The sequence below is a fragment of the Enterococcus sp. 3G6_DIV0642 genome, from assembly GCF_002140635.1.
Lineage (GTDB): Bacteria > Bacillota > Bacilli > Lactobacillales > Enterococcaceae > Enterococcus_D > Enterococcus_D casseliflavus.
This window is the reverse complement of record NZ_NGLH01000001.1, coordinates 1,168,664-1,193,666: the sequence shown is the minus strand read 5'-3', so window position 1 is coordinate 1,193,666 and position 25,003 is coordinate 1,168,664. Positions and strand designations below refer to the sequence as shown.

Genomic DNA, 25,003 nt, shown 5'->3' with positions numbered 1-25,003 from the left:
AACAAAAAAAGAGCAATCACTCGCTGTTGTGTTTGCTCCTTTTTTAAAAGGGATTCGGCAGACCTACGCACCTTGACAGGGTAAGCTGTTTGGGGAGAGGGCGTTTGAATGCGCGAATGAACAGTAACTTATTACGTGAAACCACTTATACTTTTTTCCTGTTAAAAAATCAATTGCTAACCAATCACAAAGGATCGATTATTTGAAGAAAGAAAAAACGTTAGCCATTAGTTCTACAACTTCCCAGGGAAAACTAAAAAAATCAAACATCCATTTCTCCTCCTTTAATTGACTTTCTTCAAGTTTACCCGCAAAATAAAGCTGTAACATATTTGGACTATTTTTCCGTCCACTTTTTTTAGGAGGGATTTTTTGAAGGCCAATGACTTGTTAAAAGAGTTACGAACGGAACGAAATATCTCACAGCGAAAATTGGTTGAGAACATTTCAGAACGCAGTACACTGGCAACCTTTGAACAAAAAGGGCACCGCATCGCCTTTGATATTTTGCACCAGTATTTGGACCGCTTAAATGTCACTTTGGAGGAATTTGAGTATCGCTTGGATGACAATCAAGTCAGCGAGAAAAAGCAGCTATCCAAACAGTTGACCACCGCTTACTATGAAAGCAAGTATTCTGAAGTCCTCTCTTTGATTAACAAAGCCCAAGCGCTGTATAAAACCACGAAGGATTTCTTCTATTATGTCCTGTATAGTCAATTCTTTTTGATTTTAGAGAAAAAAGGCGTGGTTACCGACGAGGAAGAACGGTGCATCATCGAAGCGACCATCAAGAAATACTTGGAACGCATCGACACGTGGGGAAAATTTGAAATCTCCTTATTTACCAATCTGCTCTTCCTCTTTTCTGACGAGTACATCTTGTATCAAATGAAACACCTGAATAAAAAAATTTTTTACAGCAATACATTAAGTATCAATTATCAAATCTACACAAAATTGCTGACAAATGCGGCTTTCTTGTTTATCGATCGCAAAAAACCTGCCGAGTTGGCGCATGTGCTGACGTATCTAGCCGATCACCTGCCGCCGGACAATGATCGTATCCGCTTGATGATTCGTTATTTCGAAGGCATTTACGCCTTGTTCCAAGGCGATCGTACGTTGGGAATGGCCACGATTGAAAAAGCATTGGACTATTTGCGATTTATTGGTCAAGAAGCCTTTGCCAAAGAATTAGAGGCACTGGCTCAGAGTATCTAAAAAAACCTGCTGCTTCCTCTCAGTAAGAGAACAACTCTCTTACACGGAGGAAACAGCAGGTTTATTTTTTTCTTAAAGTAAATGCAATGCTTCTTTCCAGAGCAAGACTCGTTTGACGGAAGCATTCAAATCAGCTTCTAAATAGCGGCCATCTTCAACCGCTTGTACCACAAAAGGGATCTGTTCTTGATAGGTAGAGGAGATCACTAGATCATTTCCCGCCTGCAACGCCTGTAATGCGGCTTCTTTTTGCGGAATGAACTCAGAAAGTCCTGCCATATCCAAGTCATCCGTCATGATGACCCCTTCAAAATGCAATTCATTTCGCAGCAGCTCATGCACGGGTTTTGAAATAGAGGCGGGTACGGTCTTATCGATACTATTGACGATCGTATGCGCCACCAAAATACTATCGGCACCAGCTTTGATCCCTGCGGCAAAAGGCAGAAAATCCGTTTCCCGCAGTGCAGATAGCGGGCGGTCATCGGTGACGATTTCAACATGCGAGTCACGATTGTTGCCATAGCCAGGAAAATGCTTCAAGGTAGACCCAACGTGGTGTTTCTGTAAAACATGAACCACACGTTCTACAAACGTACTCGTGCCCTGCGCATCCATGCCAATGGTTCGGTCGTAGATAAAGGACTGCGGATCAGTGGAAACATCGGCAACGGGAAACAGCCCAGCATTGATGCCGTAAGCTTTTAAAATTTCCGCTTTCTTTGCTGTATCTTCTTCGATCGCCGACCATCCACCTTGGGCATACAGCTGTTGTGGTGAGAGAAAACGCTGATCCGTAAGGTTCGGATTGCGGCTGATGCGAGTCACTGTGCCCCCTTCTTCATCCATACCGATCAACAGCGGAATGGCGCTGGCTGCTTGGTAATCTGAAATTTTCTGTTTCAAGCTCTCCGCCGTCTCATTTTCGGTATCACGGCCGAATAACAGATAGCCACCGAAATGATACTTTTGAAGCTCTTCGATTTGATTGCTTTCTGGCACACGGACAAAAAACAATTGCCCGACCTTTTCCTCCAAACTCATCGTGGCGATTTTTTCTGCTATTGCCTCTTCTGGCTGTTCTTGCGTGGAAGTTGAAACAGAAGTTGACGTGGAAACTGAGGTAGTTTCCTGGCTTTCCCTGCTTTCTTCCTGTGTTTCGTCCCTCAAGCTGCTTTGCTGGATCATGGCTGGCTCTTCGGTTTGCTGTTTTTGCTGTTCTATCATCCACTTCATCCCTCCCATTGCTGCTAAGACCAAGAAAAGAAACAGTCCCATAGCGAGTCCTTTTTTATTCATAGATTCCCCTTCCCCTCTAAACAAGTTATTGAGAATGATTAAGCCAATCCTTAGAAAGAAAAAAGTGAACCACTGACGAAATATTCGCAGATGATTCACTTCAATGGATGTTATCGTTCTTTTTTACTCGTTAAACGAACCGTCGGATCAGCCGTTTGTATGGTACCGCACGCCCTACGATGTAAATCAACGCAGTTTGTATCGGGAACATGATGACTGCTTTTAGCAAGCGGACCGACCAAATCGCCCAGCTTGTCAAAGGAATATTCAGCATCATAGCTAACCAGATCGGTGTTAAGATCAAGGTTATTAAAAGTGTATTTAACAAGACGACCATCGCCGCTCGTTTTAATGTGACTTCTTTCCGATAAAAGAAGTAGCCATAAATCAGTCCACCAACGAAGGCATTGATGGTAAAGCCAAAAAAGTAGGCTGATTTTGGAAAAATTACCATTCCTGCGATATCAGCTAATGACGAGCCAACTGCTGTCCAAAATGGACCAAACAGCATACCCATGATCAGCTGGGGTACAAAGGAAAATGTGATTTTGATATAGGAGGTTTCAAACCCCAAGATTTGCGACAAGACGACCATTAAGGCAATCAAAAGTCCCATGACCGCAATCATGTGTGCATCGACTTTTCTTTTCATAGCGAGCATCTCCTTTTAGAGTTGCTACAAATTCATGCAGCGAATGCGAAAATAAAACCGCGAACGAATGATCGTTCTTCGTCCGAAAGGCAACATCCCATCCTTTCAGCACTTGACGCTTTATTTCCTACTCTGATTTTTTTAGGTATTGCTACCCAGACACACTATAGCATACAAGCGCGGACTGCTACAATTTTTCTTGCTTATTTTCTTGTACAAAATCTGTCAATGTTCGCTTTTCGTTTTTGTGCATCAAAAAAACGCTTTTCTCATGTGAATCTTTCTACCACCAGTAAGTGAGCAGCAAACATTCTCAAAAAAAGCGTTCATGCTTGTTTCTTGTTTCATTTCAAGCCTTATGACAATTTACCCAATCAGATTGTCATTGATCAATACCGATTTGATGTCGCGTAATTGATGATCGATAGCAAGTTGTTCATGGGTCATCGTTGCGGTAACCTCTTTCATGGCATGCATTTCTTCATTCAATTCGTTGATATTCGTTACTAATTTGTTCAATGCTTCAATAATCAATTGATTGTTATCCATGGTGAAACACTCCTTTTTGTAATGGTTGAGGTTAGTCTTCTTCGTTGATTGGCTGCTTCATCGTACCAACGGCGGCAACTGCGCGTTTCGTTTTATAAAACAATTTGTATAAAACAAGAACGACGACTGGGATCAGTCCGCATAAGATGTAGATCTGCGAGTAATCAAACAAACCGTGCAAGCTTCCTAATGCATAGGGACCTACGCCTAAGCCGAGATCCAGCCCGATGAAATAAGTGGAGAGCGCTACGCCGACACGGTGAGGATCGACCTCTTTCAGACAGACGGCTTGGCCATTAGACATGAAGGTGCCATAGCCCAAGCCGACAAAGCAACCCGCAAGCAACAACATCCAGCTGTTGCCAGTAATACTCAATAAGAAAAGACCAAGGGTCAAGAATAGAAAGCTAGGATACATGACCGCATCTGCGCCATGGCGGTCAAATAGTTTGCCAGTCATTGGCCGTGTGAAGGTCACAGAAAGTGCATAGACGATGAAGAAAAAGGCACCGGCCGTTTCCAACCCAAGGTCACTGGCGTAGATCGACAAGAAGCCGAGAACGCTGGAATAAGCCAACCCGATCAAAAAGGCAATCCCAGAAATGAAAAAGACTTTTGGTTCGACAAAACTTTTGATGGACCATTTTTGCAGCTGTGCTTTGTGTTCTTCCGTCAATGGGATGTTTTTGACCGGGAACCAGAAACAAGCGATGGCTGTTGCGATCGATAAAATAGTTGCTAACCAAATAATGAAATCAAAGCCGACTGTCGGTAGTAAAAGCATACCAATAAAAGGTCCGACCGCCGCTGCTAAACTAGTACTTAATCCATAGTAATTGATCCCTTCGCCATGTTTGGAAGCTGGGATATAAGCGGTGACGATCGCATTAGCCGCAGTCGAGACGGCACCATAAGCAAAGCCATTGAAAAAGCGCACTGCATCTAAAATATAAATGTTGACTGAGACCAAATAAGCAGCGGTGGTAATGACATAAAACACTATCCCCCAGCGCAAAACGGCTTTACGACCAACTAATTCTAAAATTTTCCCAACATACAAGCGAGCGATCAAGGTCCCGATAATGTAGATCCCCGCTGCCAAGCCAGCTTGTGCAGTGGATGCCCCTAACTCCTGTGTGGCAAATTTCGCGGTGATGACGACAAAACAATAATACACGAGAAAAACGATAAAATTGATCAAGGTAATCGTGATAAACCCTTTGTTCCATAGTTTTTCATTTTTAGTTGACGGCAACGAGCTGACGACTCCTTCTTGATTGGTTTCCCTATCTGACATGTTTCTTCCATTCCTCCTGTTTGTGCTGTGATGCGTTTTACTATACCGAAACTTCCTCTACTTGAAATGCGCTTTTGCTGTTAAAAAAGAGCATTAACAAGAAACATTAACATTTGTTATTGCTTTTTCACCAGAAATGTCTTTTAATGAAGCATGAATAGAGGAAATTTCAGATTTTTTTCAGAAAGTGTTGGGTTGGCATGAAGTGAAGGAGTAACGTGGGTGGAGAAACAGATATTACGTGATTATTTAGAAAAACAAGCAATACCGGTCGTTATCCGTAAGAAAAAGAGTTACTTGACGTATGAAGGCATCCCGGATCGGTACGTCTATATTTTAAAAAAAGGCATCATCAAAACTAGCGTAGTGACCCATGAAGGGCGCGAATTCAACTTGCGCTATTTGACGGATTTTGAGATCGTCTCTTTGTTTAAAGACGAATCCTCTCAAGAAGTCGAAGCCCCTTTTAATGTGCGGGTTGAATCAGAAGAAGCCGAATTATACAAAATCGTGCGGGATCAATTTTGGGCAGATGTCAATCGTGATCGCCTGCTGCAGGATTATGTCAAAGAGTATTATCGAAGAAACTTGATGGATACGATGAAAAAGATGCAGCAAATGCTGATGAACGGCAAATTTGGTGCTGTCTGTACCCAAATCAATGAGCTGTATGAAACGTTCGGAATCCAGACAACAGATGGTGTCTTGATTGACTTTGAAGTCACCAATGAGGAGATCGCTCGCTTTTGCGGCATTACCTCTGCCAGCAGTGTCAATCGAATGATGCAAAAATTACGAGAATCTGGCGCCCTAAAAAGTGTCGATCGCAAACTATTAGTGACAGATATCGACTTTATTCGGGAGAATATTATTTATTGATCAAAAAAAAGACTTTGTACGCCTATTGGTTTCAGGCACACAAAGTCTTTTTCGATTAAATAAACGTCACCGTTTCCGTCACTTCGATCGCTGAATCTAATGATTGGATCACGGGGCAATTTGGTGAAACGAGTTTTAGGCAGCGGGTCGCTTTGTCATGATCAGCTTCGGCGATTTTCGCATAAAACTGAATTTGGATAGCACTGACTGGTTGGGCTTTTTTATTGTCGTCTCGGTCATAGCTGACTTCGATCTTTTCGATTTCTGCTTCAACCTTTGAATTCTCTAAGACGGATGCGTATACATAGCCGCCGCAAGCAGCGACCGCACTCACCAGCATTTGGACTGGCGAATAGCCTTTTTCCCGTGCTAATACCCAATTGCCAGTTGGGGTCGTCATTTCAAATTTGTCGCTTCCTTGCTGGATCGTCAATGTTTCTACTGTCATCGTTTTTCTCTCCTCACAAAATGATCTGGTTCAACTTCGACCCATTCATACAATGGTGTCAAAGTAATCGTGCTTTGAATCTCCGTTTGTTCCATCGCACCTCTTGCTAACACAGGATCAGCGATCGGCGCTGCTGCTAATAATTTCTTCGTGTAAGGATGCAGCGGATTGTCAAACAAACGGTCGGTGGGTGCCAATTCAACTAGTTTCCCTTGATACATGACGGCTGTTCGGTCACTGATATGACGAATCACGGACAAGTCATGGGAAATGAACAAATAGGACAATGAAAATTCTTTTTGCAGACGCAGCAGCAATTGGATGATCTGAGCCTGAATGGAGACATCTAATGCCGAAGTCGGTTCATCACACAAGACGAACGCCGGGCGATTGACCACCGCACGAGCGATGCCGATCCGTTGCCGTTGTCCGCCGCTGAAACTGCGGGGCAGTTTATGGACATCATCACCCGTGATCCCGACGATCGCTAAGATTTCTTTGGCTTTCGCTCGGGCAGCATCTTTCGTTTCATGATACAACGGCTCCATCACCAGTTCAAGTGCCGTCATGCGGGGATTCAATGATGAATACGGATCTTGGAAAATGATCTGCATTTGCTGATACGCTGCTTTGCGATCTTCTGCCGTCAATGCTGTTAGCTCTTTGCCTTCAAAGAAAATCTCCCCGCTTGTTAAGGTCTCTAAATTTAAAATACTGCGTCCTAAAGTGGTTTTCCCACTCCCTGATTCCCCTACTAGCCCTAATGTCTCGCCCCGATGGATCGTTAGGCTGACATCTTCGACCGCTCGGACTTCACTGACAGTGCCGCGCCAGTTTTTGCTGCGAAAGGTTTTCGTCGCATGTTCTACGCGAATCAGTTCTTCCATTATTCTGTCACCTCCTGATTGCGCCAAACGCGATGGGTCTTAGATAGCTGCGTTTCTTGCAGTTCATCTGCCAATGTCTCATGATAGTCAAAGACTTTTAATTCGGCATGCTTGTCGCCTAAATGGGCCGCCTGCAATAATTGTTTCGTATAAGGATGTTCCGGCTGATAAAAAATTTCTTCCGTGGTTCCTTCTTCCACGACTCGGCCTTGATACATCACTTTAATAAAGTCGCACATTCCTGCAACGACCCCAAAGTCATGGGTCACAAGGACGACGGAAAGCTGGTTCTCTCTTTGCAGGTTTTTGATCAATGCCAAAATCTGTGCTTGGATCGTCACATCTAAAGCCGTTGTCGGTTCATCTGCGATCAGCAATTTCGGTTGCGCCAACAAAGCCATGGCAATCATCACCCGCTGACGCATCCCCCCAGATAGCTCATGAGGATATTGTTTCATGCGTTGTGCTGGAAAAGGTATGCCGACTTTTTCTAACTCTTTGACGGCGATTTCTTGTGCTGCTTTTTTCGATACTTTTTGTGAGCGGCGAATCACTTCGATCAAATGATAGCCAATCGTGCGCAAAGGATTTAACGAAGTCATCGGGTCTTGAAAAATCATGGCGATCGGTAATGTTCGACGATCGGTCACTGCTGCTCCTTCAAATGTATAACTGGTATAGTGATCGGTCACTTTATCAGGCAAAAGATCCATGACGCTTTTCATGGTCATACTTTTGCCGCTGCCAGATTCGCCAACGATCCCAACGACTTTGCCCTTAGGAATTACCAGATCAAGATTTTTTACTAACGGTTTCGGACCGGTTTTGCTTTGAAATGTCACATTCAACGCTTCGATCGCTAATAACTCTGTCTTCATCGGTCACACCTCTCTCTGCAAGACATGTTTGATCATGTCGCCGATATTGTTAAAGGAATAGATGGTGAAAATAACAAAGAGCCCTGGAAGAATCGCCATGTATGGTGCCCGCTGCAAGCTGTTTTGCGCGTTTTGCAACAGACTGCCCCACGAAGCCATCGGTTGCTGAATCCCTAATCCGAGGAAGCTCAACGCTGATTCGGTCATGATCGCACCAGAAATACTTGCGGATGCCGCAACGATCAAGGTTGGCAGTACTGCGGGGAAAACATGCTTCACGATAATACTGAATGAAGAACGACCGATAAATTTCCCGTAAGCAACATACTCCCGTTCTTTCGCTGCTAACGTTTCACCACGAATCAAACGAGCGATGTTCATCCATGAAAACCCGCCGATCACAATAATGATCGTGGTTAGTCCAGGACGTAAAAAGACGCTCAAAACGATCACTAACACCAGCCAAGGAATCGATGACAACACATCGACGAGCCGCATCAGCAAGTTATCGATCCATCCGCCAAAGTAGCCAGAAACAAGACCGACAAGAGTCCCAATAAACGTCGCAGTGATCATTGCCAAGACACCTACAAACAATGATACCCGACCGCCGTAGACGACCCGAATAAAGTAATCTCGCCCCACTTCATCGGTTCCAAATAAATGAGACCAACTCGGCGGCTGTGACATGTTGCTGACATCCGTTGCATTGGGATCGATCGGGATCAAAGGCGCAACGAGCGATAACACGATCAATAACGTCAAGAAAACGACAGAAAAAGTATAGATGGGCGAAGCAAGCATGACTTCACTGATTTTTTTGAAACGTTTCATTACTTGCTCCCTCCTTTACGGATACGTGGATCAACCACGGAATATAATACATCCGCTAACAAATTCCCTAAGATGACCAGTGTTGCTGACAGCAGCATGATCGCCATGATCACAGGATAATCGAGGCTTTTCGTTGCACTCATCAAGTAAGGTCCGACGCCCGGCCAGCCGTAGATCGTTTCTGTAATGATCGCACCGGTAACTAACATCGGTAACGCCAAGCCGATTTGGGTGACAACGGGAATCAAAATATTGCGACTAATGTGACGACTGAAGATCTGCCATTTGCTGGCGTGGAATGCCCGTTGCACCATCACGTAGTCTTCTGATACTTGCTGAGTCGCTGATGCCCGAATATACCTTGTCAAATCTGGGAAGAAGGCGACAGTCAATGTGATATAAGGCAAAATAAAATGCTGCAGAAAATCGCCAAAATCCCCTTCTTTACCGACCGTATACATGCCAATGATCGGAAACATATTTAATAAGTAACCAAACACATAAATCAAGATCATCGCAAACCAGAAGGTCGGCACAGCGATCCCTAGAGATGCCACAGCGTCAATGATCCGATCCCAAATCTTTCCTTTGTTGGCAGCAGCCAACAGGCCCAAAATGATCGCCAGCAATAAAGCGGTCAAATATGCAGGGATCACTAGCCGCATCGTATTCGGGATCCGAGTCGCAAGTTCTTGTGAAATACTACTTTGAGACACCAAAGAAAAGCCAAGATTACCAGTAAGAACATTTCTGATCCAAAGAAAATATTGAACCAAAAAGGGTTGATCCAAGCCATAGCGCTGCCGCAACAGATCGATTTGCTCTTGTGACATATTCGGTGTCGTGATGGAATCGATCACATCATACGGGGCGATATGTATAAGTGAAAATACGATAAAAGAGATCACAAATAGCAAAGGGATTGCTTGCAATACTCGTTTTGCAATATATCGAAACATAATTGACCTTCTTTCTTTTTCATAGAAAAAAGCTGTGATAAAAAAGATTCCTCTTTATCACAGCCAATGGATTTACTTGATTGTCAATTTAGACATATCTTCGAATGTATAGATTGGGATCAAGCCTGCATCTTCTACATTACCAATTCGGTTATTGACCGCTAAGATTTTCTTGTTGTCAACGATTGGGTAAATGATCGCTTCGTCAGCAATGGCTTTTTGCAGATCATCGTACAATGCTTCACGCTTGTCTGTGTCCAATTCAACTGCTGCTTGCGCAAACAAATTGTCAATGGTTTCGCTATTGCTTTGGAAGTAGTTGGCACTACCGCCAGTTTCAAATAGACTGCCGTATAAGTCGGGGTCATTTCCCATGATATACCCGCCAAGGAATAAGTTGTACTTCGTTGAATCAGGTTTCTTCAACTCAGTGAAGATCGCAGTACCATCGCCCCCTTCAAGGGTAACTGTGATGCCTGCTTGTTGCAATTGTTGTTGGATCAACGTAGCTTGGATCGTTTGAGCTGGGTCAGTTGAGTTGAACGCCAAGTTCAATGACAAATCAGTGACACCTGCTTCTTGTAAAAGCTCTTTTGCTTTTTCAGCATTTGTTTCATATTTCTCGACATCTTCGGTGACGTATGGATTGTTCGGTGGTAAGAATGAATACGGTGTTGCATAATACTCTTCATCTAGATATGCAGCTTGATTTAATTCATCTTTGTTCAACGCATACAAGACTGCTTGACGGACCTTCACATCTTGTAATGCATCTGAATGAGTATTTAAGCCTAAGTATCCGATGCGGTTTTCTGTATAGGGATAAACAGAAATTTGCGTATCATCTAAGTCTTCAATATCTGAAGGCAAGACAACGGCTGCATCCACTTCCCCTTTTTGCAAAGCAACTTTGGCCGTATCAGTACTTTCAATGATCCGCAAGGTCACGTTTTGAATCGAAGGCTTGCCGCCATAATAGTTTTCATTGGCTTCAAAAGTAAAGTACTCACCACGTTTGTATTCTTTCAATTGATATGGACCCGTACCAACTGGTTTTTCAGGCAGTTCACTGACCGAAAAGTCGCTAACATCTTTAAAGATGTGCTCTGGAATGATGTATGTTTCAGTTGCGATATTGCTGATCGCTGCCGCACTCGGTGTCGGCAACACGAATTTGACGGTGTATTCATCCACTTTTTCGATCGCGATTGGTTGGTCGTCGACCCAAAGGGAATCGGCATTGCCATTTTCTTTTTTGACTTTTTGTTCATATGTGAAAACAACGTCATCGGCGGTAAAGCCTTCGCCATCTGACCATTTCACATCTTGTTTCAAATGCACGGTCAATGAAAGGCCGTCTTCCGCCGGTTCCACTGATTCTGCCAACGCATTTTGTGTTGTTCCGTCTGCTTCCACTGTAACTAGTGGAGAATAGATCATGTTTGTCACTGTCAAGCCCCAGCGATCACTGGTGTTGATCGGGTTGGTGGACGATGGGTCCCCGCTGATCGCATAAGTGAATGTTGCATCATCCCCAGCTCCAGCTGCACTACTGGTTGACGTTTCTTCTGTATTTGATCCACCGCAGGCTGCTAGAACAAATCCTAGTCCAACGACGGCAACACTTGCTAAACCTTTTTTCCAATTGATCATTTTTCCATCCTACTTCCTGTTCCTATATAATTATAGTAGATTTTTTGCTTTTTATTCCCAAACAGGGATACTTGATTTCTTGGTAACTTCGTCAATAATTGCTTTTACTTCATCGGTCTGATAATACGCTACGACCGTTTGGTACACATCATTTTCTGCTTCGTCTGCTCGCGCAGCAATGACATTATAATAGGGCGTGGAGGAGTCAGCCACAGGTTCTAAGAAAATCGCATCTTCTGTCGGAACCAAGCCAGCATCGACTGCCATGCCGTTGTTGATCAAAGAGATGTCGACATCGGTCATTGCCCGAGCCGTTTGATTGGAATCAAGCAGCTCAAATTTCAAGGCTTTGGGATTCTCAGTGACATCACTGGTTGTTGGCAGTAACCCTTTTGATTCATCCAAAGTGATCAAACCGGCCGTTTGTAAGAGTAATAGTGCGCGGCTTTCATTTGACACATCATTGGGTAAAGCCACCGTAGCACCATCTGCCAATTCGCTGACATCAGTGATTTTATCGGAATAAATACCAAGTGGGTTTAATGTCGTATACGCAATCGTCGTGTTGGAATAACCACTTTCTTCGTTGACATTATCCATAAAAATTTCCGTCAATGCTGCGTGAAGATCGATTGACCCATCCTCTAGTGCGACGATTGGTTGGCGATAATCGGTGAACTTCACCAGTTGCAAGTCGATATTTTCGTTTTCCTTCAATTCTTCCTGCACATGTTCCCAGGCTTCATTTTGTTCGCCAACGACACCTAATTTGACGACGGTCGTTTCTTCATCCGCTTGGTTGGTGCCACAGGCAGCCAAGCTAAACAAGGCAAGCAGCCCAATTACTCCTGTCGTCAACACATTTACTACATTTCTTTTCATCCCTTTTTTCCCCTTTTGTTCCCTCCTCAGATCAATCGTCCTATTTCCTTGTCGAATGGCCCAACTAGACCAATTTCCCCTCTGTTTCTCAAAACAACCTACTTTTTCAAAGGAGAAATGGTTAATCCCTGTTGCCGTCAACCGAAAACATCGGACTCACTATTCATATGTAGTGTAACTTTATCCTATACAACTAAAACTGTCAATAAAATTACTCTACAAAAGTAAGTTTTTCACTAGCTGATCTGTGGTTGGGTTATTTGAATATCTTCAGTGCATTTTCTAAGTCATCGATCAAATCTTTACTACTTTCGATCCCAATGGAGATCCGTAAAAGATCCGGCGTCAATCCATAAGATTCTCGTACCTCTTGAGGAATATCTGCGTGGGTCTGTGTCGTTGGATACGTGATGAGACTTTCCACACCACCCAGGCTTTCCGCAAAGGTAAAGACCTTTAATGCCGCTAAAAAGCCGCTGATTTTGGTTTCATCAAGCACCCGAATACTGATCATCGCCCCTGCATTTGGGTACAACACCTCTTTGATCGCCGGATGGGCTCGTAAAAAGCGGCCAACTTCCTTGGCGTTGGCTTCTTGCCGTTCAAAGCGCAACGGCAGCGTCTTTAAACTTCGGATGAATAACCATGTATCAAAGCTGCTCAAGGTCGGGCCTGAAGTATTGGCTAAATAATTCAAGCGCTCCCCTACTTGCGCATCTTTGGCGATCACGACGCCAGCCAAAATATCATTGTGACCTGATAAGAACTTGGTGCCTGAATGGATCACTAGATCCGCGCCTTCTTCTAATGGCAACTGCCGTAACGGCGTCAAAAAGGTGTTATCTACGATCAGTAGTGCCCCATGGTCGTGAGCAAGCCTGGCGGTTTCAGCAATATCCGTCACGGTCATCAAAGGATTCGTTGGGGTCTCTAAAAAGACAGCCGTTACCTCGTCAGTTAGTTTTTCACTTAATTCTGTTACAGTGCTGAAGGTATCGAAGAATGCCCGTTGGCTTTTTTCCAATTCCGCAAAATAGCGAAAGCTGCCGCCATACAAATCACGAGAAACCAAAAAGCGACTCCCGCTGGTAAATAAGTCAAAAATCAAAGCGATCGCACTCATGCCAGAGCTGGTCACTACTGCCCGAGCTCCTTTTTCTAATTCAGCAAGACCTGCTTCTAAGATATCACGGGTCGGGTTTTTGGTACGGGTATAATCATAGCCTGTACTTTGCCCTAACTCGGGATGAGCAAAGGTCGTGGAAAGATAGATCGGTGGGCTGATCGCCCCAGTTTGCTGATCCGAATGATTGCCTAATTGTGCCAGAAAAGTTGCTGTATCAATCGTCATGTCGTTCCTCCTTTTTGATTGCCTCGATCATGCGATCAAGGGCTTCTTGAATGATCGTCGGTGTTGTCGCAAGATTCAGACGAATCAATCCCTGACCGTCTTGTGAAAACCATTCCCCATAGTCGACTGCCAGACCGGCAGTATCTTGGATCACGTGCTTGGTTCGTTCTTTGGCAATGAGTTGCCGCAGATCGACCCAGAGAAGATAGGTTCCTTCTAATGGCAGGAGCTCAATTTTGGGAAATGCTTCTTGCAGTTGCTGGCGGACCATTTGTTCATTGGCAGCAATCACCAAAAGCAGGTCTGCTAGCCATTGATCCCCCGATTCATACGCGGCTTTCGCAGCCACCAATCCCAAACGGTTGACTTCCGTCTGCTTGTATTGTCGGCACCACGCCTGATAGGCTCTGCGCATCTCTAAATCAGGAATCCAAACATGAGAGAGCAATAATCCTGCTAAGTTGAAGGTTTTTGAGGGCGAATCGACAACGATCAGTTTTTCAAAACCTAAACGCTGCGCCACTGTTATTGCCGAAACAAATTGCTGCTCACCGAGTATCAGCTCCCGATGGATCTCGTCGGCGATCACGACAACCTCATGTTTTTGGCAAATGGCCAATAATTGATGCAGTTCTTTCTCTTGCCAGACCCGCCCTACTGGATTGTGGGGGGAGCAGAGAATAAATAGTTTCACTTTTTCTTCAATGATTATGGCTTCAAAAGCAGCAAAATCGATTTGATAGGAATTCCCTACCTTTTGCAAGGGTGCTTCTATCAAGCGCCTTTTCGTCTCTTTGATGCTGTCAAAAAAGGGATAATAGACGGGCGGCTGGATCAAGATGCCATCGTCTGGTTCTGTGAAACAATGAAGCAAATCAACCAAAGATTGGACGACCCCTGTGGAAAACGAGAGCCATTTTTCTTCGAATTTCGTCCCCCAGTGGCGATCTTGCCAAGCTTGATAGGCTAAAAAATAGCCTGAGGGGGGAATCGCATAGCCAAAGGTTCCTTGAGCAACCAGTTGCTGCAAGGCTTCTTCCACTGCCTTTGGCGCAGCAAAATCCATATCAGCTACCCATAAAGGCAAAAGCTTTTCTCCTTGGAACCGTTGATCCACAAGATCCCATTTTAAAGAATCAGTGCCTTTTCGCTGTCTAGCATAGTGGGAGAGAAAATGCTCAATCGTCATTGATACTCACCCGACCTTCTGGCTCACTGCCAATTCGGTAACCTTCTTTCGTCGGCGTGACGGACAGGTCATACGGCGTTCGCAAGTAGGTTTCATTGATCCAATTGCTGAAAAACAAAGAGGCATGTCCCCGCCAACGGTTGGTAATTTTTCCGCCTAAACGGTCATAGGCAAAGTAATTTTTGGGCAATGCGGTAGCTAATCCCCGTTCCATGTCTCGCAAGTACTCTTCATTCAAGGTCGTTGTGTGGTATTCAAAATGCCCTAGCAAGAAGGCATTTTTATGATCTTCTGATACGAAGATGGAAGGCCCTGTTTCAACACCCGCTGCCAAGATTTCTAAAGGCGCTTGGGCGAGCTGGCCTTCATCGATGCCAGTATAGCGCGAATGGGGCGTATAAAAGACGTCGTCAAAACCGCGAACGAGCGGATGAAAATGCGTGACTGCTTGTTCGAAGACGCCAAACAATTTGCTTGGGTACAACACTTTGTCGATACCATAATGATAATAAAGACCAGCTTGTGCCCCCCAACAAATATGCAGGACTGAAGTGCAATTCGTCTGGCTCCAATCCATGATCGCTTGCAGTTCTTGCCAATAATCAATGACTTCAAAGGCCATTTTTTCAACAGGGGCACCAGTGATGATCAAGCCGTCGAATCGTTGGGACTGGATCACTGAGAATTCTTGATAGAACTTTTCCATGTGATCGACAGACGTGTTTTTACTTTCGTGGTACTTCATTTTCAGTAAAGTTACTTCAATTTGCAGCGGACTTTGGGAAAGCAGGCGCAGCAATTGATTTTCTGTGGCGATCTTTTTCGGCATCAAATTGACGATTGCGATCTTCAAGGGACGAATCTCTTGTTTCACCGCTTTATGCTGCAGTAAGGCAAAGACATTTTCTTTTTGCAGGACCGCTGCAGCGGGTAGTTCTTGGGGAATAATGATCGGCATTGCTTCAACTCCTTACAGATAAATTTCTTGTTGAAAAGAAGGCGAACAGTTTCGGCTGTGAAAAACAAAAAAAGCCGCCCTTTTATCCTTACGGATAAAAGGGACGACTTGATGCGCGTTACCACCCTAATTCGTGCTATTCTCACAAATAACACCTCAACAGTACACTATGATACTTGGCGCTGTAACGGGCGCATGCCGTTTTGCTGGCGTGAACCAACAAAAAAACTCAGAGCTCATCTTCACTGATCACCGCATGTCTCCTTTTTCACCAACCGGAGTCTCTGTACCTTTGTTGATCTGCTACTCTTCTCTTCAACGTTATCGATTTCTTTGTTTAATTTTAAAAAATTATAATTGTTTTTTCATTTACTGTCAACGGCAAGTTAGGGATTTTTCTTAGATTTCTTCTAAATATAAGTATTGCTGACCCATTTTTTCATAGATCGCTGCTAAGTCTTCTTTGCTGACTTCACGATCCTTATATCCATAAGGGTCGTTGACATACATCGTATCACCATCAATGCCGGTGATCACCACCGAATGGATCAATGCAGTCACAAGGATTTGCCCACTTTTGGTCTCCCATTCAAAGAAATCCTTATCAGCAGGTACTTGTAATTCTAACGTCGCAATCATCCAAACTGGTTTCCCGGATTGTAGTACTTTGACGATCTCATCAAAGCTTTTGTCTCGTCCACTAACAACTTCGTATTGCTCTTTTACAATCCTTTCGGCGACATCGGTGATCGGTTCTACGTCAACCCCCATCGCGCTATCGCCGCCATAGATGTTTCCAACAAAGCCTTCTCGTGGATCTCCATGGTGATAATAATCCTCATAAAGCGGGACATACGCTAATTCTTCCGCCAATTGATTTTTATTGGTATCAAATCCGTAAAAATTCAAGAGCATCGATAAAGCCGTTACCTCACAGCCGTTCCCTAACGCCACTTCATCGAATTGATTTTCTAACGGAACATCCAACTGAATAACCTCACTGTATTCAGGCTCTGGTGTTTGTTCTTCATCCGAAAGTGCTAGTGTCAATTCATCCTCTATCTTTTCAAAGGGGGACTGCCCGTTCTTACTGTCATAAAAAATCAGCAGAAAGAAGAGCATCAAGACGAACATACCTAAAAGTAACCGTTTTAACTTTTTCTTCTTCATCTACTTCCTCCTCTTGTATATTATAACTTATTTCTGTTTATTATTTCACTATAATAAACTTTTTAGGAAGGAGTATTTTCTTAATCTAAACACAAAAAAATAGACCCGTTTAGGCAGCGGGTCTATTCAAACTGGCGCTTATGCCGCTTTCTTCTGTTTCTGGATAAAGCGTCCTTTTGCTTTTGAAAACGAACGAATATCAAATTGTTTGCTTAAGGCACCTGCAACAAAATAAGCCAAATTGAAATCGATCAAGCTATGGATCAACCCGCCGATCCCCATCAAAACGAACAAGAAATAGTAGAAATTACCATCGAATGCGGTCCCTGGTACATTTCCTGTGAAGTAAAAGGCGGCAACGACGGCCATTTCAACGGCAGAATGGATCAGTCCGATAATCAAGTTAAAGCTCTGAAATTTGATATTCAATAAAGAGGGTTTGCCATTTTTTAGTAAAATATCTGGGTGCTTCTGTAAATAAAAGGCACCGATGACGGCAAAAACAACATGAGACAATGCCCGTAAAGCAATGATTGGTGGCAGTGTTAAGAAAAAGCCAAAGGTCGTTCCTAAAGCTACCGCGATCGCCATCGCAGGTGAAAAGAACATCGCCACAAAGACGGGCACATGGCTAGCTAAGGTAAAAGATGCTGGTCCGATGACGATTTTGGGCATTACCATGGGAATGACGATCCCCATGCCGATCAACAATGCAGCGATCGTTAAATGGCGAATGGAATGATTTTTCATTTATACTCTCTCCTTCAATGTGTCATGACAGTTCTGTCTTGCTTATTCTACTGGTATTTCCACGAGGTGTCAAGACACAAAAAAAACGAATGTTTATTCAACATCCGTTTTTATTGAAGTTATCCTTTACGCGCTTGCATTTCATTGCTTAATTTGGCAAATTCCGCTAACGACAGCGTTTCTCCACGTCGTTTCGGATCGATCCCACTTGCTTCTAAGCTGTCTGCCAACCACTGTTTGGTTGTTTCATCTTTTCCATAGCTATTTTGCAAATTGTTCCAAAGGGTTTTACGACGCAGCTGAAAGGCTGCTTTCGTTAATTTGAAAAACTCTTTTTCATCGGTGACTGCGACTGCTGGTTGTGATCGACGCGTCAATTTCAAAATAGCCGAATCAACATTCGGTTGGGGCACAAAAACGGTTTTCGGGACGATGAATGCCAGCTTTGCTTCCATGTAGTATTGCACAGCGATCGACAACGAGCCATAGGCTTTAGTCCCAGGAACTGCTGAGATTCGATCAGCCACTTCTTTTTGCATCATAACGACCATTTCATCTACTTTTACCTGAGACTCTAAAAAGTGCATCATAATTGGCGTAGTGATGTAGTAGGGCAAATTTGCGACAACTTTTAATGAAGCAGCCGTATCGCTGAATTCTGACCGAATGGTCGTTGATAGGTCTGCTTGCAAGACATCTTGATGAATGATCTTTACGTTTGCGTAAGGCTGCATCGTATCAGCTAACACAGGGATCAACCGATCATCGATTTCAAACGCCAACACTTGCTTGGCGTGTTTTGCCAACTGTTCGGTCAGCGCACCGATTCCAGGACCAACCTCAATGACGTTTGTCGTCTCGTCGATGCCTGCAGTTTCTACGATTTTCCGTAAAATATTCGGTTCTGTTAAGAAGTTTTGCCCTAAACTTTTTTTAAAGGTAAAGCCATGTTTCGCTAAAATCTCTTTGGTTCTTGAGGGGGTTGCTATATCCCGTTCTTCCTTCACAATTCTTCCTCCACTATTTTCATTGCTTCTGCCAACTCTGCATCGGTGATACGAAACATTGTCAGCCGCTTCTCTAATTGTTTGCCGTTCGTATAGCCGATGCGTAAAAGATCCCCCAACCGCTCTCGTTTCTCTTTCGCTCCAGCCCCTGCGATCAAGCCATACGCTAACAACTGTTGCCGATCAATGGTCCCCTCACTGACTTCATTTGAAGCAATCGGGGTTACGACTTTTCGCAAGGCTTCTTTCAACGCTTCATGGCTGGCGTGTTCCACGCCTAAACTGCCCTTGCTTTTCGGTGCTGCCTGACTGCGCGGTAAAAAGGCATGCTTGGCATCAGGAACGACTTCCATAATGATTTTGCGAATCTTTTCTCCCGAAAAATCGGGATCGGTAAACACGATAACCCCTCGTGTCTCTTGGGCGTGCTCGATTTGATCAAGGATCGTGTCATCGATCGCCGAACCGATCGTCTCGATGGTATCTACATCGAACACTTCTTGCAATCGGCGGGTGTCGTCTTTGCCTTCGACGACAATGATTTCTTCGATTTTCGGTTTATTAGTCATTGATCCTAAACAAGCGATGGGCATTTTTTGTCGTGTAGGCCGCAACATCAGCCACCGCTTCTTGCCGCAGCTCCGCGATTTTATCCACTACATAATGAGTATAGCCCGGTTCATTGCGCTTGCCACGATAAGGAACAGGGGCTAAATAAGGCGCGTCAGTCTCAACGAGTAGCCGATCTTGTGGCACGACTTGCGCAGCTTCTTGTACCTCCGTCGCCTTTTTGAAGGTCACGACACCACTAAAGGAAATATACATTCCTAGGTCCAAGAACTTTTTCGCCCATTCGCCGTCCCCACTAAAGCTGTGCATGATGCCGCCGATCGTTTGGACTTTTTCATCCTTTAAAATCGCATAGGTATCTTCTAAGGCTTCACGGGTATGAATACTGATAGGCAGCTGATGTTCACGGGCGATCGCCATTTGCCGACGAAAGACCTTTTCTTGAACTTCCTTCGGATCTTCCATCCAGTGATAGTCTAAACCGATTTCACCTAGGGCAACGACTTTTGGTTGTTCCAAGCGCTCTTGCAAATAGGTTTCCACTTGCGGGGTATAAGAACCAGCTTCGGTTGGATGCCAACCGATAATACTGTAAATGCCAGGATATTCTTTGCTTAATGCTAACGATTTTTCAATCGTTGGCTGATCGAAACCGACGACCGCCATCTCCGTTACTCCTAGTTCTTGCGCACGGGCGACCGTTTCGGGAATGTCTTCGTTAAACTGTTCTGCATTCAAATGTGTATGAGAATCAAAAATCATGAAATCTCCTCCTTAGTCCTTCTATACTCTAGCATATTTTGACGGTTTAAGAAACGAATCCTCTTCGCTTTTTTCATCAGTTTAAGAAAACTTTCAGCAAGCCAAAAAAATCCGCCCAAAGTTGGAGGACGCCGAAGCTGATTTTCTCTATACTGAGGGTAACGAAATTGTATGGAGGTGGAAATATGGAACGATCAAAAATTGATCCCGGCCGCTTTTTTTCTGGCCAAAAAGCAGCAACGAAAGGCACGTTAAAACATCAATATCATTACTATCGGCAGCAAAATGCCCATCAAGCATTCAACAGCGATTTTCAGCGAAATTTCCAGCATGATTTCCCGAATTTTGCTACCTGGCTAAAATTGCAGCAACAGACACCACAAAAGAATCAAACAGCGACTTTTTCTCACTGGTTATTGGTTGGTTTCTTCGGACTTTTGACAGCAGCAAGTTTTTCGCAACAGCTCTTATTCCTACTTTTTGTCTTTGTCTTAGCCGCTCTCGTCAAAGGACCTGGCATGATCGTATGGGGCATCGTGTATTCCTTCTTAGTTAGTCTGTTCCCGCCATTGGGTATCGTTCTTTCTGGCTTATTTTTCTTACTGACCCTGCGTCAATTAACCAAAAATGTCACTTTCGTTTTGACTGCATTGTACTTTTACGGTTATCCCTTTGTCATCACTGCCCTCCAACACTTTACGAATTGGGACCCGCAATGGCTGTGGGTCGGCAGTATCGGGTTTGCCTTGATCAGTGGCCATTTTGTCTTAAAGCAAAACTATCCCTTTGCTTCAAGTAAAAGTCTCGCATGGGCGATCATCTCCGTCCCTTATGATTGTGTCATGGCTTTGATCCCCGTCAAACACAAAGCACGCTTTAAACGTTTGGTGAAAATCAAATAATTACGATCTAGGATACAAAAGTAGGCTATTGCCGCCCCTTTTGTATCTTTTTTTCATGGAAGAAACAAACGAAATACGATGGATATTTTTTGTTATTTTTGCTTTCGCATGATTGCTTTTTTTGTAAGAATCTACTATGCTAGAAACTAGCAAATCAAAAAAGGAGCCACGCCATGTACACCCTCATTCTTATTGCATTCCTCCTTACGGGCTTGCTAGTTTACTCCTTTATTATTGAACCGCATCTTCTCAAACAACGGCACTACCTCATAAAAAAAGACAAGCGCACCGTCTTAGATATTTCAAAGGCTTACGATCTTTATCAAGCAGAAAGCAATCTCGTGATCGCCCATATCAGCGACCTTCATTTTTCTCGTTGGTACAAACCACGGCGAATGAATCGCATCATTCGATCAACGATCCAAAACAAGCCGGATCTGATCATCATCACAGGGGATCTGATCGATAATTATAAAAAATGGCCGCATCGTTCAACCAAGCGACTGATCGAAAAGCTGAAAAAATTGCAAGCGCCTCTGGGTAAGATCGCAGTTATGGGGAACCATGACCATTTGAATGACGGGCATTACTTTGTTAAGGAAATATACCAGCATGCAGGGTTTACCTTACTTGATAATGAGTCGGTTTTTGGTTCTGATGACAAGACGTCGATGAATATTGTCGGTATCGATATAGAAAGTCCGAAAGTCAGTTTTACCTATGAAGCAACCTTAGCAGAATGGCAGCTGCTTTTGCTCCATGAACCCGATTATGTTTCTCGGATCACCAATCTGCCAAACTACGACTTGATTCTTTCTGGCCATAGCCATGGCGGGCAGATTCGCTTGCCTTTTTATTATGCGAAAACAAAGGGCGCGTTGAAATATACCGATGGGCTCTACCTTTTAGGCAATGAGACCTTATTAAGTGTTTCCAGCGGGGTTGGTATGACCAAGATTCCCGCCCGACTCGGTGTCCCACCTGAGATCCTTTATTACCATTTAGAACCGCAACAGCAATTGAACGTTTCTTAACTGTTCATCGGTGCAATTGGGAAAAAATCAGCGACTCGTTTCAGCAAACGTTCGATTCGCTGATTTTCTTTTTGCGCCTACCGTGTTAAAATATACTAAATAAACACTTTTCAACAATTAGGAGGAACCAAAAAATGCTCATCTCGGGAACGCTTTGGTTTTTGATCGCCTTCTTCGCTTATACAGCCTATGTATACGGTCAGGGGTTGTACTTTCCTGTCATCGCTTTTCTTGCTGCTTTGATGGGCTGCGGATTTTATCTCTTTGCTTTTCTCCAGCACAAAAATACGACGAAAAAACATCCTTAGCCAGAACGAGCTAAGGATGTTTTTTGCATTATTGATTCAAGCCCTGATAAATCGTATCGAGATTCCACTTCATCATGTTATAGTAGCTGTCGCCTTCTTCTCCCGGTTCTGCAATCGAATCGGTAAAGACGGTTCCGAATATCGGAATACCTGCATCACGAGAAACACTTTGCATCGGACGAGTATTGACGCTGCTTTCGACAAATAAGGAAGCGACGGCTGAGTTTTGCAGCTGATCCACTAAGTTCTTGATTTGCGCAGGGGTTCCTTCTTCTTCGGTATTGATTTCCCAGATATAGGCCGACGGTACACCGTAGGCTTTAGAAAAGTATTTGAAGGCTCCCTCACTGGTGACGATCAATTTCTTCTCTTCGGGAATCGATTGGAAGTTTTCCTTCGCTTGCTGATCCAGTTCTTCTAATGAAGCCAAGTAGCGTTCAAGGTTTTCTTCATAGAAAGAGCGATTGTCAGGGTCCATTTCGCTCAAGCGTTGAGCAATGTTGCGGGCATAGATCATACCGTTTTCTAGATTTAACCAGGCATGAGGATCGGCTTTGCTGTGGTCTTCATCATCAGAAAGATAAAGCACATCCACGCCATCACTGACGGCAAAGTAATCTTCATTTTCTACCTTATTGGCATTGTTCATCAATTTGGTAAACCAGCCATTGCCGCCAGTTTCTAGATTCAAGCCGTTGTAAAGGATAAGATCGGCATCGGTCGCTTTTCGAACATCTTCCACTAAAGGTTCATATTCATGGGGATCACGCCCCACTGGTACGATACTGTGAAGATCGATTCGATCACCGGCAATGTTTTCCGTAATATCAGCAATGATCGAATTGGTCGCTACTACTGAAAGTTTCCCTTCTGTTTGGGCCATCTGTCCGTTTTGCTGTGCCAAAAAGAAGCCACCAGCTACAGCTGCCGTTGCTAAAACCGCCGTCGCTGACCAGCGTTTGACTGGACTGGTCTTTTGTTTTGGTGAGAACAAGAAACCGATCACGAAAAAGGCTCCTGCGGTCAAAACGATACTTGATCCTGCGGCAATATTAAAGCTGTACCCGATAAACAAGCCGATAAATGAGGCGAAACCACCTAAAACCCCTGCGATGACCATCATATGCTTCAATTGTTTTGTATAAAGATAAGCCGTTGCTGCTGGAGTGACTAACAGAGCCACGATCAAGATCGTTCCGACGCTTTGCATCGCTGTCACTGAAACCAAAGTCAACAAGAACATCAATAAATAGTGATAGGCTTGCACTTTCATCCCAAAGGCCTTTGCCATCATCGGATCAAAAGACGTGATCAACAGTGGACGGAAGAAGAGGATGATCACTGCCAGCACAAGGATAGCGATAGCGATCGTCAGCCATTTGTCGCTGTCTTGCACCGCTAGCACATTCCCAAACAAAATGTGAAACAAATCAGTCGAACTATTTGCTACTCCAATCAAGATAACCCCTAAAGCTAGAAACGAACTAAAGGTGATACCGATCGCCGTATCGCTTTTGATCAGGCTGTTATTGGCGATATAGGTAATGATCATGGAAGCCAAGATCCCAAAGAAGATCGCCCCGACAAAAAAATGAACGCCGAAGATATAAGACAAGGCTACCCCTGGCAAGACCGCATGAGAGATTGCATCCCCCATCAAGGACATCCCTCGTAAGATAATAAAACAACCGATCACCCCTGCCACGATCCCGATCGCGACTGCCGTGATCAAGGCATTTTGCAAGAAATGATAGTTACTTAAACTCGTAAAAAAGCTTGTCAACATGTTAAACGCCTCCTTTCACGATGATCGCATCGCCAAATGTTTGCTTCAAATTGCTCTCGGTAAAGACTTCACTGACTGGTCCCGCAGCGATCAGGGTTTGATTGAGCAGAACCAAGAAATCAAAGTATTCGGTGATTTTCCCCAGATCATGGTGAACGATAAAAATCGTCTTGCCAGCATCTCGCAAGTTACGCAACAGGCCGACGATGATCGCTTCACTGGTGGCATCGATCCCTACAAAGGGCTCATCGAGGAAAATATAGTTGGCATCTTGCACCAACGTTCGAGCAATCAAGACCCGCTGAAACTGCCCGCCGGACAATTCCCCAATCTGACGTTCCGCAAAGGATTCCATTTCTATCGCTGCCAGAGCGGCTGTCACTTTCTGCCAATCGTTTGCCGACATCCTTTGGAACATGCGCATCTTAGGATACAAGCCTAAAGATACGACTTCTTTGACTGTGATTGGAAACGTGTAATCAACCGCGGTCTTTTGTTCGACATAGGCAATTTCCTTTTGAAAGTCTTTTAACGCTTTTTTGTCGACACTCATGTTCCCACTGGAAGGGATCAATTTCAACGCCGCTTTGATCAGCGTCGACTTCCCTGCCCCATTTGGACCAATGATCCCTACGATCGACGGTTTTTCTACTTGAAACGACAAATCTGAGATCACTTGATGATCGCCATCATAGGCTGCGGATATTTCTGAAAAAGTAATCATTATTTTCACTCCATTTCCATAGTTAAGGATAGTTTATTTATTTTTTAGGTA

The 25,003-nt window shown here is 44.1% G+C and carries 26 protein-coding genes and 1 riboswitch; of the genes, 5 read left to right on the top strand and 21 right to left on the bottom strand.

Annotation, left to right across the window (positions count from 1 at the left end; all coding sequences use genetic code 11):
* The first annotated feature begins 372 nt into the window (after positions 1-372).
* The gene (locus A5878_RS05730) at positions 373-1,224 is read left to right on the top strand and encodes an Rgg/GadR/MutR family transcriptional regulator (RefSeq protein WP_086294895.1); all 852 of its coding nucleotides are present in this window, start codon (positions 373-375) and stop codon (positions 1,222-1,224) included.
* 72 nt (positions 1,225-1,296) lie between these two features.
* Here the strand turns inward: A5878_RS05730 and A5878_RS05725 are convergent, their stop codons facing one another.
* The 4 genes from A5878_RS05725 to A5878_RS05710 form a co-directional block, all read right to left on the bottom strand.
* Positions 1,297-2,523 carry a glycoside hydrolase family 3 protein gene (locus A5878_RS05725; protein ID WP_074535037.1) on the bottom strand — a complete coding sequence of 409 codons (1,227 nt, stop codon included), beginning with the start codon at positions 2,521-2,523 and terminating at the stop codon, positions 1,297-1,299.
* Between the two features lie 130 nt (positions 2,524-2,653).
* Entirely contained in the window at positions 2,654-3,184 is a 531-nt protein-coding gene (locus A5878_RS05720; RefSeq protein ID WP_005225551.1) for a folate family ECF transporter S component, read from the bottom strand.
* 26 nt (positions 3,185-3,210) lie between these two features.
* Positions 3,211-3,312: riboswitch (THF riboswitch) on the bottom strand.
* A 229-nt stretch (positions 3,313-3,541) separates the two neighbouring features.
* Entirely contained in the window at positions 3,542-3,724 is a 183-nt protein-coding gene (locus tag A5878_RS05715; protein ID WP_005225550.1) for a hypothetical protein, read from the bottom strand.
* 31 nt (positions 3,725-3,755) lie between these two features.
* The gene (locus A5878_RS05710) at positions 3,756-5,021 is read right to left on the bottom strand and encodes an MFS transporter (protein WP_086294894.1); all 1,266 of its coding nucleotides are present in this window, start codon (positions 5,019-5,021) and stop codon (positions 3,756-3,758) included.
* Positions 5,022-5,243: 222 nt separating this feature from the next.
* Between A5878_RS05710 and A5878_RS05705 the strand changes: the two genes are divergently transcribed.
* Complete coding sequence (locus A5878_RS05705; RefSeq protein WP_008378905.1) at positions 5,244-5,900, top strand: Crp/Fnr family transcriptional regulator; 657 nt, start codon at positions 5,244-5,246, stop codon at positions 5,898-5,900.
* Between the two features lie 55 nt (positions 5,901-5,955).
* On the opposite strand, the gene A5878_RS05700 is transcribed toward A5878_RS05705, so the two are convergent.
* The 15 genes from A5878_RS05700 to A5878_RS05630 all read right to left on the bottom strand — a co-directional run bounded on the left by A5878_RS05700 (position 5,956) and on the right by A5878_RS05630 (position 20,198).
* Complete coding sequence (locus A5878_RS05700) at positions 5,956-6,348, bottom strand: OsmC family protein (RefSeq protein WP_086294893.1); 393 nt, start codon at positions 6,346-6,348, stop codon at positions 5,956-5,958.
* Complete coding sequence (locus tag A5878_RS05695) at positions 6,345-7,235, bottom strand: ATP-binding cassette domain-containing protein (RefSeq protein WP_002316738.1); 891 nt, start codon at positions 7,233-7,235, stop codon at positions 6,345-6,347. The genes A5878_RS05700 and A5878_RS05695 overlap by 4 nt, the downstream gene beginning before the upstream one ends.
* Positions 7,235-8,113 carry an ABC transporter ATP-binding protein gene (locus A5878_RS05690; RefSeq protein ID WP_005234835.1) on the bottom strand — a complete coding sequence of 293 codons (879 nt, stop codon included), beginning with the start codon at positions 8,111-8,113 and terminating at the stop codon, positions 7,235-7,237. Before A5878_RS05690 ends, A5878_RS05695 begins: the two co-directional genes overlap by 1 nt.
* A 3-nt stretch (positions 8,114-8,116) precedes the next feature.
* The gene (locus tag A5878_RS05685; protein WP_002314376.1) at positions 8,117-8,947 is read right to left on the bottom strand and encodes an ABC transporter permease; all 831 of its coding nucleotides are present in this window, start codon (positions 8,945-8,947) and stop codon (positions 8,117-8,119) included.
* Entirely contained in the window at positions 8,947-9,906 is a 960-nt protein-coding gene (locus A5878_RS05680; protein WP_002307597.1) for an ABC transporter permease, read from the bottom strand. The genes A5878_RS05685 and A5878_RS05680 overlap by 1 nt, the downstream gene beginning before the upstream one ends.
* A gap of 72 nt (positions 9,907-9,978) precedes the next feature.
* On the bottom strand, positions 9,979-11,559 hold the full coding sequence (locus tag A5878_RS05675) for an ABC transporter substrate-binding protein (protein WP_086294892.1): 1,581 nt from the start codon (positions 11,557-11,559) through the stop codon (positions 9,979-9,981).
* A gap of 51 nt (positions 11,560-11,610) precedes the next feature.
* Positions 11,611-12,441 carry a MetQ/NlpA family ABC transporter substrate-binding protein gene (locus A5878_RS05670; RefSeq protein WP_002307592.1) on the bottom strand — a complete coding sequence of 277 codons (831 nt, stop codon included), beginning with the start codon at positions 12,439-12,441 and terminating at the stop codon, positions 11,611-11,613.
* A 256-nt stretch (positions 12,442-12,697) separates the two neighbouring features.
* Complete coding sequence (locus tag A5878_RS05665) at positions 12,698-13,792, bottom strand: aminotransferase class I/II-fold pyridoxal phosphate-dependent enzyme (protein WP_086294891.1); 1,095 nt, start codon at positions 13,790-13,792, stop codon at positions 12,698-12,700.
* The gene (locus tag A5878_RS05660) at positions 13,782-14,981 is read right to left on the bottom strand and encodes a MalY/PatB family protein (RefSeq protein WP_086294890.1); all 1,200 of its coding nucleotides are present in this window, start codon (positions 14,979-14,981) and stop codon (positions 13,782-13,784) included. Before A5878_RS05660 ends, A5878_RS05665 begins: the two co-directional genes overlap by 11 nt.
* Positions 14,971-15,939 carry a homoserine O-succinyltransferase gene (gene metA / locus A5878_RS05655; RefSeq protein ID WP_086294889.1) on the bottom strand — a complete coding sequence of 323 codons (969 nt, stop codon included), beginning with the start codon at positions 15,937-15,939 and terminating at the stop codon, positions 14,971-14,973. The genes A5878_RS05660 and metA overlap by 11 nt, the downstream gene beginning before the upstream one ends.
* Positions 15,940-16,338: 399 nt before the next feature.
* On the bottom strand, positions 16,339-17,109 hold the full coding sequence (locus A5878_RS05650; protein ID WP_086294888.1) for a C39 family peptidase: 771 nt from the start codon (positions 17,107-17,109) through the stop codon (positions 16,339-16,341).
* A gap of 138 nt (positions 17,110-17,247) precedes the next feature.
* Positions 17,248-17,859, bottom strand: a complete 612-nt coding sequence (locus tag A5878_RS05645) for a hypothetical protein (RefSeq protein WP_005225537.1) — start codon at positions 17,857-17,859, stop codon at positions 17,248-17,250.
* A 119-nt stretch (positions 17,860-17,978) separates the two neighbouring features.
* Positions 17,979-18,866 (bottom strand): 16S rRNA (adenine(1518)-N(6)/adenine(1519)-N(6))-dimethyltransferase RsmA, encoded by an 888-nt coding sequence (gene rsmA, locus A5878_RS05640; protein WP_086294887.1) that lies wholly within the window; start codon positions 18,864-18,866, stop codon positions 17,979-17,981.
* Positions 18,863-19,435 (bottom strand): ribonuclease M5, encoded by a 573-nt coding sequence (gene rnmV / locus A5878_RS05635; RefSeq protein WP_016608225.1) that lies wholly within the window; start codon positions 19,433-19,435, stop codon positions 18,863-18,865. The genes rsmA and rnmV overlap by 4 nt, the downstream gene beginning before the upstream one ends.
* On the bottom strand, positions 19,428-20,198 hold the full coding sequence (locus A5878_RS05630; protein ID WP_005225534.1) for a TatD family hydrolase: 771 nt from the start codon (positions 20,196-20,198) through the stop codon (positions 19,428-19,430). The genes rnmV and A5878_RS05630 overlap by 8 nt, the downstream gene beginning before the upstream one ends.
* A gap of 185 nt (positions 20,199-20,383) precedes the next feature.
* Between A5878_RS05630 and A5878_RS05625 the strand changes: the two genes are divergently transcribed.
* The 3 genes from A5878_RS05625 (at position 20,384) to A5878_RS17490 (ending at position 22,442) form a co-directional block, all read left to right on the top strand.
* Positions 20,384-21,100 carry a hypothetical protein gene (locus A5878_RS05625; protein ID WP_015509323.1) on the top strand — a complete coding sequence of 239 codons (717 nt, stop codon included), beginning with the start codon at positions 20,384-20,386 and terminating at the stop codon, positions 21,098-21,100.
* Positions 21,101-21,273: 173 nt separating this feature from the next.
* Positions 21,274-22,134, top strand: coding sequence for a metallophosphoesterase (locus A5878_RS05620; protein WP_015509322.1), 861 nt, complete (start codon positions 21,274-21,276; stop codon positions 22,132-22,134).
* 134 nt (positions 22,135-22,268) lie between these two features.
* A complete protein-coding gene (locus A5878_RS17490; protein ID WP_010747796.1) occupies positions 22,269-22,442 on the top strand; it encodes a hypothetical protein in 174 nt (57 codons plus the stop codon).
* 28 nt (positions 22,443-22,470) lie between these two features.
* Here the strand turns inward: A5878_RS17490 and A5878_RS17785 are convergent, their stop codons facing one another.
* Positions 22,471-24,228 (bottom strand): metal ABC transporter permease subunit, encoded by a 1,758-nt coding sequence (locus tag A5878_RS17785; RefSeq protein WP_086294886.1) that lies wholly within the window; start codon positions 24,226-24,228, stop codon positions 22,471-22,473.
* A 1-nt stretch (position 24,229) separates the two neighbouring features.
* A complete protein-coding gene (locus A5878_RS05610) occupies positions 24,230-24,952 on the bottom strand; it encodes a metal ABC transporter ATP-binding protein (RefSeq protein WP_086294885.1) in 723 nt (240 codons plus the stop codon).
* Positions 24,953-25,003: the final 51 nt, after the last annotated feature.

Bases quoted from the DNA above. Each gene is read 5' to 3' on its own strand.
- A5878_RS05725 (WP_074535037.1), bottom strand. From the start codon at position 2,523: ATGAATAAAAAAGGACTCGCTATGGGACTGTTTCTTTTCTTGGTCTTA.
- A5878_RS05720 (WP_005225551.1), bottom strand. From the start codon at position 3,184: ATGCTCGCTATGAAAAGAAAAGTCGATGCACACATGATTGCGGTCATG.
- A5878_RS05715 (WP_005225550.1), bottom strand. From the start codon at position 3,724: ATGGATAACAATCAATTGATTATTGAAGCATTGAACAAATTAGTAACG.
- A5878_RS05710 (WP_086294894.1), bottom strand. From the start codon at position 5,021: ATGTCAGATAGGGAAACCAATCAAGAAGGAGTCGTCAGCTCGTTGCCG.
- A5878_RS05700 (WP_086294893.1), bottom strand. From the start codon at position 6,348: ATGACAGTAGAAACATTGACGATCCAGCAAGGAAGCGACAAATTTGAA.
- A5878_RS05695 (WP_002316738.1), bottom strand. From the start codon at position 7,235: ATGGAAGAACTGATTCGCGTAGAACATGCGACGAAAACCTTTCGCAGC.
- A5878_RS05690 (WP_005234835.1), bottom strand. From the start codon at position 8,113: ATGAAGACAGAGTTATTAGCGATCGAAGCGTTGAATGTGACATTTCAA.
- A5878_RS05685 (WP_002314376.1), bottom strand. From the start codon at position 8,947: ATGAAACGTTTCAAAAAAATCAGTGAAGTCATGCTTGCTTCGCCCATC.
- A5878_RS05680 (WP_002307597.1), bottom strand. From the start codon at position 9,906: ATGTTTCGATATATTGCAAAACGAGTATTGCAAGCAATCCCTTTGCTA.
- A5878_RS05675 (WP_086294892.1), bottom strand. From the start codon at position 11,559: ATGATCAATTGGAAAAAAGGTTTAGCAAGTGTTGCCGTCGTTGGACTA.
- A5878_RS05670 (WP_002307592.1), bottom strand. From the start codon at position 12,441: ATGAAAAGAAATGTAGTAAATGTGTTGACGACAGGAGTAATTGGGCTG.
- A5878_RS05665 (WP_086294891.1), bottom strand. From the start codon at position 13,792: ATGACGATTGATACAGCAACTTTTCTGGCACAATTAGGCAATCATTCG.
- A5878_RS05660 (WP_086294890.1), bottom strand. From the start codon at position 14,981: ATGACGATTGAGCATTTTCTCTCCCACTATGCTAGACAGCGAAAAGGC.
- metA (WP_086294889.1), bottom strand. From the start codon at position 15,939: ATGCCGATCATTATTCCCCAAGAACTACCCGCTGCAGCGGTCCTGCAA.
- A5878_RS05650 (WP_086294888.1), bottom strand. From the start codon at position 17,109: ATGAAGAAGAAAAAGTTAAAACGGTTACTTTTAGGTATGTTCGTCTTG.
- A5878_RS05645 (WP_005225537.1), bottom strand. From the start codon at position 17,859: ATGAAAAATCATTCCATTCGCCATTTAACGATCGCTGCATTGTTGATC.
- rnmV (WP_016608225.1), bottom strand. From the start codon at position 19,435: ATGACTAATAAACCGAAAATCGAAGAAATCATTGTCGTCGAAGGCAAA.
- A5878_RS05630 (WP_005225534.1), bottom strand. From the start codon at position 20,198: ATGATTTTTGATTCTCATACACATTTGAATGCAGAACAGTTTAACGAA.
- A5878_RS05625 (WP_015509323.1), top strand. From the start codon at position 20,384: ATGGAACGATCAAAAATTGATCCCGGCCGCTTTTTTTCTGGCCAAAAA.
- A5878_RS05620 (WP_015509322.1), top strand. From the start codon at position 21,274: ATGTACACCCTCATTCTTATTGCATTCCTCCTTACGGGCTTGCTAGTT.
- A5878_RS17490 (WP_010747796.1), top strand. From the start codon at position 22,269: ATGCTCATCTCGGGAACGCTTTGGTTTTTGATCGCCTTCTTCGCTTAT.
- A5878_RS17785 (WP_086294886.1), bottom strand. From the start codon at position 24,228: ATGTTGACAAGCTTTTTTACGAGTTTAAGTAACTATCATTTCTTGCAA.
- A5878_RS05610 (WP_086294885.1), bottom strand. From the start codon at position 24,952: ATGATTACTTTTTCAGAAATATCCGCAGCCTATGATGGCGATCATCAA.